Raw genomic sequence first — 11872 nt, forward strand, 5'->3', positions numbered from 1 at the left:
CGATCAAGGCAGGAGTAACCCGATGATGGTTCGCCGATCGCGTCTCGTGGTCCTGGCGGCAACGGCCCTGACCGTCGTCGCCGGCGGGTTCGGCATCGCCACCGCGCAGGCCGCCACCCCGGCGTGTGGTGTCGCCTACCGGATCACCAGCCAGTGGACCGGCGGGTTCGGAGCCGATGTCGTCGTCACCAACCTCGGTGACCCGGTGACCAGTTGGGCCCTGCGTTGGAGTCTCGCCCCGGGGCAGGGCGTGACGCAGGCGTGGAACGCCGCCGTCACGGTCACCGGCACGGCGGTGACCGCCACCAACGTGAGCTACAACGGTGCCGTCGGCTCCGGCGCATCGGTAAGCTTCGGCTTCACCGGCTCGTGGAGCGGCAGCAACCCGGTGCCGTCGTCGTTCTCGTTCAACGGCACCACCTGTGCCGGCCCACCGGCAGTGACCCCCACCGCGCCGACGCCGACGCCAACGCCGTCACCGACGCCAACGTCGAACCCGACGCCGGACCCGACGCCCTGCACTGGACCGAGCACACCGCCGGTGACGCCCTCCACGTCGCCGACGCCCGCGCCGATCAGGGTGTGGATGGCAGGTGATTCCACGATGATGAACGCCAGCACCTGTCCCATCGGCTGGGGCAGCCAGTTCGCGTCCTACCTCACGTCGAACGCCACCGTGCAGAACAGCGCCGTCGGCGGTCGCAGCATCCAGACGTGGCTGTACGAGGGCAATGTGACAGCCACCAAGAACTCGGCCGGTGAGTGCACGCTCAGCTCGACCGCCTACAGCGCGCGGTGGTCGGCGATGCTGGACACCAGCAGCGGCTTCAAGTCCGGTGACTATCTGATCATCCAGTTCGGTATCAACGACGGTGACTCGGCCTGCCCGCGACACGTCGGCACCAACCGCTTCAAGGAGCTGCTCGGCGTCATGGCGACGGCGGCCAAGGCCAGGGGCGTGAAGCCGATCTTCGTCACCCCGGTCGCGGCAATCACGTGCAGCGGCAGCACCGCCGTCGGCAACCGCGGTTTCGTCGCCGAGACGACTGCTGCGGCGGCCGCCAACGGCGTACCGGTCATCGACCTGCACGCGAAGAGCGTGGCGCTCTACAACACGCTCAGGCTGTGCCCGAACAACGGTGACTACTCGACGGGCGCGGTCGGTGCGTTCTTCTGCAACGACCACACCCACTTCGAGGCCGCCGGCGCTAGACAGATCGCCGCCCTGATCGCCACCGCCCTCAGGGCGCAGAACATCCCGCTCGCCGCCTACCTGAAGTGACTGCCACCCTCGGGCCGCGCTGCCCGACGACAGGAGCCAGGTTGCTCGGCCAAACCCCGGATCGCCTGGGTGGAACGCGTCCGGCGGGTCAGCTCTGCTGGTAGTTCACCGCCGCGAACCCGCACGGCTGGTGCAGGTGCAGGTAGTAGGCGCCCTCGCCGTAGTCGTCCAGGTCCGCGCCGCCGATCAGACCCACGTAGTCCATCGGATCGCCGCAATCGGGACAGTCGGCGTGCTCGGCGTCCTGGATCCACTCGGGCCGGCCGCCCAGCGTCGATCCACCCCGGTCCCAGGCGCTTACCTGATACGGACTCGCCAACGCCTGCCCGAGGACCGGCGCCAGCGCCGGCGGGTCCTCCGGTTCGTCATCGTCCGGGAGATAGTCCGGGCGGGTGTTGCCGGCCCACCAGGTGGTGCCACCGGCCGGAGTGACGTGGCTGTACAGCGTCGTGAAACAGGCGCAGAAGTGGCAGGTCTCGATCACCAACCGCCCCGACCAGCCGGTGTGGGCCAGCGCGGCAGAGATGGCGGCATCAGTGGTGTCGAGGTCCGCGGCGACCCACAGCGGCGAGGCGCACCACGGGCACGTGGGCCGGTCCGCACCGGGCGCCGTTTCGCGCATGACCCACCGGTACGCGGTGTCGCCGCACAGGTCGCGTCGCCGGCCGTCCGAGCCGACCGCCCAGCCGCCCTCGTGGGCGTAGCCGAGCGCGTCGACGTGCAACTCGTCCGAGCCCGCCGGGGGCTGCGTCGACCAGCGGCGCATGGCGCTCTCGGCGGACGGGTGGGCACTGTGCGCCAGGATCAGGAGCAGGTCGTTCAGCTCATCGGGTGTCCGACCGCTGTCGATCTGCTCGATGACCCGGCCGACCAGGTCCGCGTCCGCCGCGCGGTACAACTTCGCCGGACACAGCACCTCGAGGTCGAGCAGGAGACCGAGATACGGGGTCAGCTCTCGGGGGTCGGTGTCCGCGATCGCGGACAACTCCTCGATCGCGTCGTCGTCCTCGACGGCGGCACGTCTGATCAACTCCTCGATCACGAGGGGATGGTATCCGTCCACATCGGCCTCGTTCCGTGGTGGCCGGGCTGCTACGGTCCTGCAGCGGAATGACGATCATGATGGATGCCGGGGAGTTGACGCGGATGCGGATGAAGACGAAGACGATGCGCCGGGCCGGTGCGCTGATCATGGTGCCGACGACTGTGGCCCTCGTACTGGTCGCAACCGCCTCGGCGGCGTCGGCGACCACGGGCACGCCAAGCGGATCGCCGCCGGCCGCGAACGGTGTCGACGTGTGGTGCGTGTCGACGACGGGCGCGAAGGCGTGCTTCGCCGCGTACGGGGACCGGGTGTGGGTGAAGGACACCAAGGCGAACGGCGCGCCCGCCGCCGGCACGATCCAGGGACCGGACTGGAGTCGGCAGTGCATCAACAACAGCGGAGCGGACGCCGGTTGGGTCCTGTGCAACTTCGACGTGCCGGAGTACGACGAGGGCCTGCTGTGGGCCGTCAACAACCCGTTCATCGGCAACGAGAGCAGCACGGAGATCTACACAAGCGGCCCGATCTGATGTCGCAGCTCGGGAGTGTCGGCGGCCGTGCCCGGGGACTCAGCGTGATCGGGCACCTCGACGTCGTCCAGCAGTAGCCAGGTGTCCGCGGGAATGTGCGGCTTACCGGGTACGGCACGCCGTTCCTCGCGGTGACCGTTCGGGCAGACCTCGGCGGCGAGCCGGCGCCAGAAGCGGGCCGCGCCGGGGTTCTCCTCCTGGAAGGGAATCTCCCAGGCGCCCGGGTGCGCCGTGAAGAGCTGCCGGGCGGCGAGTCGACCCACGCCCGAGCGACGCACAGCTCGCACGACGAAGAACTCGGCGACACGCAACGGCGGGATCTCCACGCCGGAGACGAAGGCGAAGCCCACGGGCCGCCTGCCCCGGCAGATGAGGTAGCCAGAGCTGGTCGGGTCGTTGAGGTAGGTCGGAAGGCGGCCCAGGGTGAACAGACCCGTGTCGTCCGGCAGACTGTCGCGGAACTCGGAAAGGTCGTGCCGGTACAGCTGCCACAGCCGCTCCACGAGCGACTGGTCATCGGGCTGGATCGACCGGAGGGTGACGGGGTTCAGCACGCCGTCATCCTGCCCGATCCGCAGGGCAGGGAGACGCGCAGGCTGACTGACGCAGGGTAGACGCCATCGCCTCACACCAGCGGCGCCCTCGTGGATCGGCCACCGTCGCCTGCTGCGTGGACGCCCTCCCGAGCGGCGATCGGGGCGGTGATGATCCGGCGGGGCAGCACCGGCGCGTCGCGGCCCGTGCCTCGTCGACAGTCCCCGGTCGACTGCTCGTGGTAGTCCTGCTCGACGTTCACCGACCAGACGTCGTGCGTACTGCCGGTGGCGATGTTCTCGACAGTCAGCATCGCGGTCAGCATCGAGTGGTCCTGGTTGTTGTAGCGGTGCATCCCGTTGCGCCCCACCGGGTGCACGTTCGGCACGGCCTCGGCCAGCCAGGCCCGGATCACTTCCACGTTGTGCTGGTAGCGCTCGTCGTACACCGGATAGGCCTTGGGCATCCGCACCACGTGGCCGGCCTCCACCACGCCGGGCCGGACCAACCCCAACCGCTCCAGCTCCGCGGTGGCCAGGGCCACGAGGCCGGCATCCGGGGTACGCCACATCTCGTCGTCCTCGAACACGAAGTACTCCAGGCCCAGGCAGGTGCGGCCGTCCTTGACGAGGTAGGGCGACCAGGAGCCGAAGTTCTGGATCCGACCCACCCGCACCGCCGGGTCGTGCACGTAGATCCAGTTGTCCGGGAACGAGAACTCGGCCGGCACCACCAGGGCGACGGTCAGGAAGTCGCGGTAGCGCAAGTCGGCGGCGCAGGCCAGCACCTCCGGGGGCGCCGGCGGGCGCAGCGCGGCGACCAGCTCCGAGATCGGCATCGAGGAGATCACGTCGTCGGCCGGCTCGGTGCGCTGCCCGCCCGCGCCGTTGAGCGTCACGCTTGTCGCCCGTCGTCGTTTCGGGTCGCGGTGCACGGCGGTCACCCAGGTGCCTGTGGACACCGCCCCGCCGCGCTGGCGTACCTGCTCGGCGCAGCGTTCCCACATCATTCCCGGCCCGTACTTGGGGTACTGGAACTCCTCGATCAGGCTTGTCACGTCGGTGCGACGGCGTCGCGGCAGGACCGCGTTGCGGATGGCCGTGGCCAGCGACAGGTTCTTGATCCGCTGCGCCGCCCAGTCGGCCTGCAACCGGTCCGCCGGCATACCCCAGACCTTCTCGGTGTACGTCTTGAAGAAGATCGAGTACAGCCGCCAACCGAACCGGGCCGACACCCAGCCCTCGAAGTGCGACTGGTCCTTCGGCGGGCGCAGGCGGGCGCGGGCGTACGAGCCCAGGCAGCGCACCGCCTCGGGCAGGCCCAGGTTGCGCAGCGCGTTCGTCGCGCTCAGCGGGTAGTTGAACAGGGCGCCCCGGTAGAAGATCCGGCTCATCCGGGGCCGGGTCAGGAAGTCCTCGTCCGGCAGGATCTCGTGCCAGAACGCCTCCACCCGGGGCACCTTCGTGAAGAACCGGTGTCCGCCGATGTCGAAGCGCCACCCGTCGCGCTCCACGGTCCGGCTGATCCCGCCGACCACCTCGTCGGCCTCGACGACCCGGACCGGCAGGCCGTGCCGGAGCAGCTCGTACGCCGCCGTGAGGCCCGCCGGCCCCGCGCCGATGACCACCGTGCCGTGCTGCTCGCTCATGCCGCCGTACCTTCTCCCGATGGTTGAGGCGCGGCGCATACCCGTTATGCCCGGGATATCGCCTGTTGGGCGTGTCGTTTCGCTCCAACTGGGCCCTTCTGGGCGTACAACGAGAGGGGCGGCACCCCCGACGCGGCGGGTGGGTCGACGGACCGGGGGAGCGGGGCGAATGCACCGGTGGCGGAGCGGCCGGCGGCACGCGGCGATGTCGGCTGCCCGGCCCGCCGGGGTGACGGCTGCCCGGCCCGCCGAGGTGGCGACTGCCCGGCCCGCCGGGGTGACGGTGGCGGCCCGGCTTACCGGGGCGGCCGAAGCGGCCGCGCGGCTGGCTCGCCGCGTGCCGGCGCCGTGGCCGTACCTCATCGGGCTCTTTCTCGGCGCGAAGCTGCTGCTGACCCTGCTCGGCCTGCTGGTCCTGCACGCCTGGGACGGCATCCCGGGTGCGCCGCCGGCGGACGAGGCGATGATGTGGGCGCAGCAGCGCGAGATCTCCGGCCACCGGTGGATCTCCTTCTGGTTCGCCTGGGACGCGCTGCTCTACCTGCGGCTGAGTGAGCTGCCGCTGACCGGGCAGCCGTGGGGCGACTTCGGGTTCCCCCTGCTCTATCCCTTCCTCGCCCGGCCGGTCGGCGCGCTGCTCGGCGGCGACAACGCGCTGGCCCTGCTGGTGATCAGCAACGTCGCGTTCCTGGGGGCCCTCGCGTACGCCTACCGGCTGGCCGAACTGTTGCTCGGCGACGCGGACGCGGCCCGCCGGTTCACCCGCTACCTGGTGCTGCTGCCGACGGCGTTCCTGTTCCAGGCCGCGCTGACCGAGTCGCTGTTCGTCTGCCTCGCGCTGGCCGCGTTCTACTACGCCGAACGGCGGCGCTGGCTGCTGGTCGGCGTGCTCGGCTACTTCCTGGCGATGAGCCGGTCGGTCGGGCTGCTCGTCGCGGTGCCGCTGGCCCTGGTGCTGCTGCGCCAGCACGACTGGCGGCTCGGCCCACGCGCCCTTCTCGGGTACCTGCGGACCGGCTGGCCGTTGCTGCTGCTGCCCGCCGGATGGTTCACGTTCATGGCGTTCTGCCGGTGGCGGGGCGGGGACTGGTTCGCCTACCAGCATGCCCAGGAGATGGGCTGGGGGATCAGGGTGCAGAACCCGGTGCCGGTGGTGCTCGACGGTCTGGCCGGAGAGCCGCGCGACGCCGTACGAGTCCTCTTCGCGCTGATCGTGCTGGCCGTGCTGGTCGCCGGGTTCCGTCGCCGGGAACTGCCGTACCTGGTCTACGGCGTGCTCATGGTGGCGGTGCCGCTGTCGATGGGCCCGGCGGTCTACCGGAGCCTGCTGCGCTACCTGCTCGCCGTGTTCCCGGTGGCGCTGGTGCTGGCCCGCTGGGCCCGTCACGCAGGTGTGGACGTGTGGCTGACGGCGACGCTCGCCGTGGTGCAGGGAGCGCTGTTCGTGCTCTGGCTCACCTACTGGACCCACATGATCATCTGATTGGGTGCCGCCGGACGGGGCAGGATGAGGCGATGACCGAGCTACTGGTGCGCCTCGACGATCTCGGCGCCTGGCTGATCAAGGGCAACGCGGACACTGTCGACCTCACCGCCCGGTTCGCCCGCGAGCCGCTGGTGACGAGCTGGTGCCTACGCCCTGGCTACCGGGCCCGGCTGATGCGCGCCGGGCAGCGGGTGGTGTTCTGGGCCAGCGGCAGCCGTGCTCGCCTGCCGTACGGGGTGTGGGGCATCGGGCGGGTCACCGGCGTGGCCGAGCCGGGGCCACCGGGCCAGCCCTGGTCGGTGCCCCTGGAGCTGCCCATCCTCCCCGAACAAGACCGGGTGCCCCGGCCGGCGTTGCGCGCCGACGACCGGCTCGCCGCCCTGGAGGTGTTCCGTCAGCCGCAGGCGGCGAACCCCTCGTACCTGACCGTGGTCCAGTTCGCCGCCCTGCGGACGTACCTGCCGGTCTGAGACCCGGCCGGGACGAGCCGGCGGACCTGTGCGAGCCTGCTAGCCGTCGTCGTGACACCCAACCGTCGGGGGAGGCCCGGTGTTCGCCCTGCCGCTGAGCGAGGATGTCGAGCTGCGCCCGCTGGACCCCTGGCGGGCCGAGGAGTTCCTCGCCCACCTGGACCGCGCCCGCGAGCACATCCGCCCCTGGGTGTCGCCCTCCTTCGTCGCCACCGACCTGCCGTCGGCCCGCGCGGTGTTGCAGCGCTACGCCGACCGTTGGGCTACCGACTCCGGCGGCATCTGGGGCCTGTGGTGGCGCGGCACCCTGGTCGGCGGGGTCATGTTCGTGTCGTTCGACGTCACGCTCGGTGTCTGCGAGGTCGGCTGCTGGCTGGAACCGGCGGCGCAGGGCCGGGGCATGATCGCCCCCGCGGTCCGCCGGATCATCGACTGGGCGGTCCGCGAGCGCGGCATCCAGCGCGTCGAGTGGCGCACCAACGCGGCCAACACCCGCAGCATCGCCCTGGCCCGCCGGCTCGGCCTGCGCCACGACGGCACGCTGCGTCAGGTCTACCCGAGCCCGCGCGGGCGCATCGACCTGGAAATCTGGTCGGTGCTGGCGGACGAGTGGCGGGAGGCGCACCCACCGTCCACAGACGATCCCGAATAGTTGTCGTACCCCGGCGGCACCATGCATTCATGGCCGTCCCCGCGCTCACCCCGCATTCCGACCCGCCGCGTTCCGTGCCGCTGCGTGAGGCGCGCACCCGGTTCAGTCAGCTCGTCGCGCTGGCCGAGCTGACCGACGCCGTCACCGTCGTCACCCGCGACGGCGACCCGCGCCCGGTCGCCGCGATCGTCCCCGCCGCCGCGGCCCGCAGTGGCGCGCAGGCCCGAGCCGACGCCGACCGGCTCGCCGCGGTCACCGCCGGCTGGGCCCGCCGCCTCGAGGAGCAGCATCGGCGCAGCGGCCAGCGGCACGCCGCCGAGCTGGGGGCGGTCCGCGCGGCGCTGGCCGAGGTGTGGGCCGAGTTGGACCGCCGCGTCGTTCCGGGCAGCGATCCGGCCCTGTCGCGGCTGCGCGCCGCGCACGCCGACCTCCTCACCGACTGACCGCCACCCGTCGCCGGCCCCGAGCCGCCTTCGCCTCGGCCTTCGCCGTCGCCGCCTCGGCACGAGCCGTGGAGGCGGCGGACCCCGAGCGCTCGCGCCGCGCAGGCGTCAGGTCGCGGCCGGGTAGGCGTGGGTCTCGGTCGCCTTGACCGCCACCCAGACCCGCTGGCCGGGGATCAGCCGCAGGTGCGCCGCGGCGGCCGGCGTGACGTCGGCGGCCACGCCGATCGGCCCGTCCACCTGCACGCGCACGTTGTCGCCGTGGCGCTGCACGCCGGCCACTGTGCCCGCCCAGGTGTTACGAGGGCTCCCGTCCGGCCGGGCCGGGTGCAGGGCCACCGCCGCCGGGCGGAACGCGACGAACGCGTCCCCGTCGAGCCGGTCGGCCACGGTGAGGGTCAGCTCCGGCGCGACGCGTACCCCGTGGCCCTCGGCCCGGCCCCGATAGAGGTTCAACCCGACCAGGCGGGCCACGTAGTCGGTGCGCGGACGGGCGGTGACGCTCGGCCCGTCGCCCTCCTGCACCACCCGCCCACCCTCCACGATGATCAGACGGTCGGCCAGCGCCAGGGCGTCCAGCGGATCGTGGGTGACAAGCACCGTGGCGCCCGGGTGGGCGGTCAGGTGGCGGTGCAGCTCCGCGCGGGTGTCCAGGCGGGTGCGGGCGTCCAGGGCGGCGAGTGGCTCGTCGAGCAACAGCAGCGACGGCTCGACGGCAAGCGCGCGGGCCAGCGCCACGCGCTGCGCCTGCCCGCCGGAGAGCTGCCGGGGCCGGCGGTGGGCCTTGCCGGCCAGGCCCACCCGGTCCAGCCAGGCGCGGGCGGTGGCCCGCGCCGCCCGCCTGTCGACACCGTGGCGGCGCGGCCCGAAGGCCACGTTGTCCAGCGCGTCGAGGTGCGGAAAGAGCAGGTAGTCCTGGAAGACCACGCCGATCGGCCGGCGCTCGGTGGGCACCCAGCCCCGGTCCGCCGGCCGATCCAGGTCGACGCCGTCCAGGGTGACGTGCCCGGCGGTGAGCGAATGCAGCCCGGCCAGCGCGCGCAACGCGGTGGTCTTGCCGGCGCCGTTCGGCCCGAGCAGCGCCACGACCTCGCCGGACGCGACCCGCAGCGGCACGTCCAACCGGAAGGCGCCCCGGTCGACGACGAGCCGGGCGTCGAGCAGCGCGGTCACGGGCCGGCCATCCAGCGGTCCCGCAGCGCGGCCAGGATGCCCACCGAGACGATCAGCAGCACCAGGCTGAGCACGATCGCGGACTCCAGGTCGGTCTCCAACGCCAGGTAGACGGCCAACGGCATCGTCTGCGTACGCCCGGGGTAGTTGCCGGCGAAGGTGATGGTGGCGCCGAACTCGCCAAGCGCGCGCGCCCAGCACAGCACCGCGCCGGCGGCCAGCCCCGGTGCCACCAGGGGCAGCGTGACGTGGGTGAAGGTGGTCCAGCGGCCGGCGCCGAGCGTCGCGGCGGCCTCCTCGTAGCGGTGGTCGGCGGCACGCAGGGCACCCTCCACGGCGATGACGAGGAACGGCATGGCGACGAACGCCTCGGCCAGCACCACGCCCGCGGTCGTGAACGGCAGGGTGACGCCGAACGTGGCGTCGAGCCAGCCGCCGAGCAGCCCGCGCCGGCCGAAGACCAGCAGCAGCGCAACGCCGCCGACCACCGGCGGCAGCACCAGCGGCACGGTGACCAGGGCGCGGACCAGCCGGCGGCCGGGAAACTCGACCCGGGCCAACAGCCAGGCCAGCGGCACTCCGAGCAGCAGGCAGAACAGGGTTGCCAGGGTCGCGGTCTGCACCGACAGCCGCAGCGCGGTCAGCGCCCCCGGCGCGGTGAGCCGTTGCGGCAGCGTCGTCCACGGCGCCCGGACCACCAGCCCGGCCAACGGCAGGACGAGGAAGAGCAGGCCCAGCCCGGCCGGGATCAGCAGCGCCGCCGGCACCCGCCCCCGTCGGCGCGGCACGGCGGCGGTAAGGACCCCGCTCACGGCGACTGGAAGCCGGCCCCGGCGAGGACCGTCTGTGCCGGCGCCGAGTGGACGTACGCGACGAAGGCCCGCGCGCCGGCCGGATTCGGCGCGTCCCGCAAGGCGACGATCGGGTAGTCGTTGATCGCCCGCGTCGACTCGGGAAACTCGATGCCGGCCACGTCGGCGCTCGCCGCGCGGGCGTCGGTGCGGTAGACGAGGGCCGCGTCGACCTCGCCGAGCTTGACCTTGGCGAGCGCGCCCCGGACGTCCTGCTCAAGGGTGACCGGGGTCAACGCGACGCCGGCCGCGGTCAGGGCGGTACGCGCCGCCGCCCCGCAGGGCACCTGCTCGGCGCAGAGCGCCACCTGCACCCCGGGGCGGGCCAGGTCGGACAGCCCTCTGACGCCCGCCGGATTGCCGCGCGGCACGGCGATCACGAGTTGGTTGCGGGTGAAGACGCTCGGCGTGCCCTCGGCGTTGCCGGCCTCGGTCACCGTGGCCATGTTCTTCGGTGCCGCCGAGGCGAAGACGTCCGCCGGGGCGCCCTGGTTGATCTGGTTGGCCAGGGCGGAGCTGCCGGCGAGGTTGAGGGTGACGGTGACGCCCGGGTTGGCGGCCTCGAAGTCCCTGGCGATCCGGGTGAACGACTCGGTGAGTGAGGCGGCGGCGAACACGGTCACCGTGCCGGTGACCCGGCCGTCGGCGCCTGTCGCCGGGGCGTCGTCGCCCCCACCGCAGCCGGCCAGCGCCAGCACGGCGGTCGCGACCCCGGCGGTCAGCGTCGCGAGCCTGCGCCGGCCGCTCATCCGCCGGTCCTTGCCCGGGTGGGCATGGCGGGCGCGGCGCGCTCCACCACGACCGTCGTCGACTTGATCACGGCGACGGCCATCGACCCGACCCGCAGGTCGAGGTCGTCCACCGCCTCGCGGCTCATCAGCGACACCACCCGGAACGGCCCGGCCTGGATGTCGACCTGGGCCATCACCGTGTCCTTGCGGACGTCGACGACGATGCCGCGCAGCCGGTTGCGGGCGGAGGAGAACTCGGCGCCCGCGTCCGGGTCGGCGGCCTGCGCGCGGGCGAACGCGGCCAGGTCGACGCCGTCGATGACGCGGTGGCCGTGCTCGTCGCGCCCGGCGGGCAGCCGTCCGGCGTCCACCCACCGGCGGATCGTGTCGGCGCTGACGCCGAGCAGTTCGGCGGCCTCGCCGATGCGAAACATCGTCACCGGGCCACCCTAGCCCTCGCATCTGCGAGCGGGGAAGAGTGCAACGTCTAGCTTCTGCGTCGCGCTGGCGGTCAATTGGCCGCAGATGCGGTCAGGGACGGCGGGGATGACCCTTGAGGTGCCGGCCCAACTCCCGGGCGATCTCGCGGTTGGCGTCGCGCTCGGCGAGGGTCTGCCGCTTGTCGTACGCGCGCTTGCCCTTGGCCAGGGCCAGCTCGACCTTGGCCCAGCCGTTGTCGAAGTACATCGACAGGGGCACCAGCGTCACGCCGCCCTCGCGCACCTTCTCCAGGATCCGGCCGATCTCGGAGCGGTGCAGCAGCAGCTTGCGGTTGCGGCGCGGCGCGTGGTTGGTCCACGTGCCGTAGCTGTACTCGGCGATGTGCAGTCCGTACAGCACGATCTCGCCGTCGCGTTCGTGCGCGAACGCGTCCACCAGCGACGCCCGCCCCTCGCGCAGCGACTTCACCTCGGTGCCGACCAGCACGATCCCCGCCTCGTACGTGCGCAGCACGGTGTACTCGTGCCGGGCCTTCTTGTTCGAGGCGATCAGTCGACGCTCGGGGGGTTTGGACGGGCTCACCCGA

At 72.5% G+C, this 11872-nt stretch carries 14 protein-coding genes; 6 read left to right on the forward strand and 8 right to left on the reverse strand.

Features of this window, described 5'->3' with window-relative positions; all coding sequences use genetic code 11:
* Nucleotides 1-22: 22 nt before the first annotated feature.
* Nucleotides 23-1282 (forward strand): cellulose binding domain-containing protein, encoded by a 1260-nt coding sequence (locus ACGFIE_RS06700; protein ID WP_393291805.1) that lies wholly within the window; start codon nt 23-25, stop codon nt 1280-1282.
* Between the two features lie 88 nt (nt 1283-1370).
* On the opposite strand, the gene ACGFIE_RS06705 is transcribed toward ACGFIE_RS06700, so the two are convergent.
* Nucleotides 1371-2324, reverse strand: coding sequence for a hypothetical protein (locus tag ACGFIE_RS06705; RefSeq protein ID WP_393291807.1), 954 nt, complete (start codon nt 2322-2324; stop codon nt 1371-1373).
* 68 nt (nt 2325-2392) lie between these two features.
* Between ACGFIE_RS06705 and ACGFIE_RS06710 the strand changes: the two genes are divergently transcribed.
* Entirely contained in the window at nt 2393-2857 is a 465-nt protein-coding gene (locus ACGFIE_RS06710) for a hypothetical protein (RefSeq protein ID WP_393291808.1), read from the forward strand.
* Here the strand turns inward: ACGFIE_RS06710 and ACGFIE_RS06715 are convergent.
* Together ACGFIE_RS06715 and ACGFIE_RS06720 are read right to left on the reverse strand one after the other, a co-directional pair.
* Entirely contained in the window at nt 2836-3411 is a 576-nt protein-coding gene (locus ACGFIE_RS06715; protein WP_393291810.1) for a GNAT family N-acetyltransferase, read from the reverse strand. The two genes, ACGFIE_RS06710 and ACGFIE_RS06715, sit on opposite strands and share 22 nt — an antisense overlap.
* Before the next feature lie 71 nt (nt 3412-3482).
* Nucleotides 3483-5039 carry an NAD(P)/FAD-dependent oxidoreductase gene (locus ACGFIE_RS06720; protein ID WP_393291812.1) on the reverse strand — a complete coding sequence of 519 codons (1557 nt, stop codon included), beginning with the start codon at nt 5037-5039 and terminating at the stop codon, nt 3483-3485.
* Nucleotides 5040-5208: 169 nt separating this feature from the next.
* On the opposite strand from ACGFIE_RS06720, the gene ACGFIE_RS06725 reads away from it, so the two are divergent.
* From ACGFIE_RS06725 to ACGFIE_RS06740, 4 genes are all read left to right on the forward strand, one after another.
* Nucleotides 5209-6522 (forward strand): hypothetical protein, encoded by a 1314-nt coding sequence (locus ACGFIE_RS06725; RefSeq protein ID WP_393291814.1) that lies wholly within the window; start codon nt 5209-5211, stop codon nt 6520-6522.
* A 32-nt stretch (nt 6523-6554) separates the two neighbouring features.
* Nucleotides 6555-6995: a hypothetical protein gene (locus ACGFIE_RS06730; protein WP_393291816.1), complete on the forward strand. Its 441-nt coding sequence runs from the start codon at nt 6555-6557 to the stop codon at nt 6993-6995.
* A 79-nt stretch (nt 6996-7074) separates the two neighbouring features.
* Nucleotides 7075-7647: a GNAT family N-acetyltransferase gene (locus ACGFIE_RS06735; RefSeq protein ID WP_393291819.1), complete on the forward strand. Its 573-nt coding sequence runs from the start codon at nt 7075-7077 to the stop codon at nt 7645-7647.
* A gap of 29 nt (nt 7648-7676) precedes the next feature.
* Nucleotides 7677-8090 carry a type II toxin-antitoxin system Phd/YefM family antitoxin gene (locus tag ACGFIE_RS06740; RefSeq protein ID WP_358148490.1) on the forward strand — a complete coding sequence of 138 codons (414 nt, stop codon included), beginning with the start codon at nt 7677-7679 and terminating at the stop codon, nt 8088-8090.
* Nucleotides 8091-8198: 108 nt separating this feature from the next.
* Here ACGFIE_RS06740 and ACGFIE_RS06745 read toward each other — a convergent pair whose 3' ends face one another.
* From ACGFIE_RS06745 to smpB, 5 genes are all read right to left on the reverse strand, one after another.
* Entirely contained in the window at nt 8199-9278 is a 1080-nt protein-coding gene (locus tag ACGFIE_RS06745; protein WP_393293188.1) for an ABC transporter ATP-binding protein, read from the reverse strand.
* Complete coding sequence (locus ACGFIE_RS06750; RefSeq protein WP_393291822.1) at nt 9260-10075, reverse strand: ABC transporter permease; 816 nt, start codon at nt 10073-10075, stop codon at nt 9260-9262. Before ACGFIE_RS06750 ends, ACGFIE_RS06745 begins: the two co-directional genes overlap by 19 nt.
* Nucleotides 10072-10863, reverse strand: coding sequence for a molybdate ABC transporter substrate-binding protein (gene modA, locus ACGFIE_RS06755; protein WP_393291825.1), 792 nt, complete (start codon nt 10861-10863; stop codon nt 10072-10074). Before modA ends, ACGFIE_RS06750 begins: the two co-directional genes overlap by 4 nt.
* The gene (locus ACGFIE_RS06760; protein ID WP_393291827.1) at nt 10860-11285 is read right to left on the reverse strand and encodes a molybdopterin-binding protein; all 426 of its coding nucleotides are present in this window, start codon (nt 11283-11285) and stop codon (nt 10860-10862) included. The genes modA and ACGFIE_RS06760 overlap by 4 nt, the downstream gene beginning before the upstream one ends.
* 91 nt (nt 11286-11376) lie before the next feature.
* Nucleotides 11377-11868, reverse strand: coding sequence for an SsrA-binding protein SmpB (smpB, locus tag ACGFIE_RS06765; RefSeq protein WP_266243180.1), 492 nt, complete (start codon nt 11866-11868; stop codon nt 11377-11379).
* Nucleotides 11869-11872: the final 4 nt, after the last annotated feature.

Source organism: Micromonospora sp. NPDC049275 (genome assembly GCF_043197115.1).
In the GTDB taxonomy this organism is placed as follows: Bacteria; Actinomycetota; Actinomycetes; order Mycobacteriales; family Micromonosporaceae; genus Micromonospora.

Excerpts from the sequence above, each read along its gene's own strand:
- ACGFIE_RS06700 (WP_393291805.1), top strand. The coding sequence starts at position 23 with ATGATGGTTCGCCGATCGCGTCTCGTGGTCCTGGCGGCAACGGCCCTG.
- ACGFIE_RS06710 (WP_393291808.1), top strand. The coding sequence starts at position 2,393 with ATGACGATCATGATGGATGCCGGGGAGTTGACGCGGATGCGGATGAAG.
- ACGFIE_RS06720 (WP_393291812.1), bottom strand. The coding sequence starts at position 5,039 with ATGAGCGAGCAGCACGGCACGGTGGTCATCGGCGCGGGGCCGGCGGGC.
- ACGFIE_RS06725 (WP_393291814.1), top strand. The coding sequence starts at position 5,209 with ATGCACCGGTGGCGGAGCGGCCGGCGGCACGCGGCGATGTCGGCTGCC.
- ACGFIE_RS06730 (WP_393291816.1), top strand. The coding sequence starts at position 6,555 with ATGACCGAGCTACTGGTGCGCCTCGACGATCTCGGCGCCTGGCTGATC.
- ACGFIE_RS06740 (WP_358148490.1), top strand. The coding sequence starts at position 7,677 with ATGGCCGTCCCCGCGCTCACCCCGCATTCCGACCCGCCGCGTTCCGTG.
- modA (WP_393291825.1), bottom strand. The coding sequence starts at position 10,863 with ATGAGCGGCCGGCGCAGGCTCGCGACGCTGACCGCCGGGGTCGCGACC.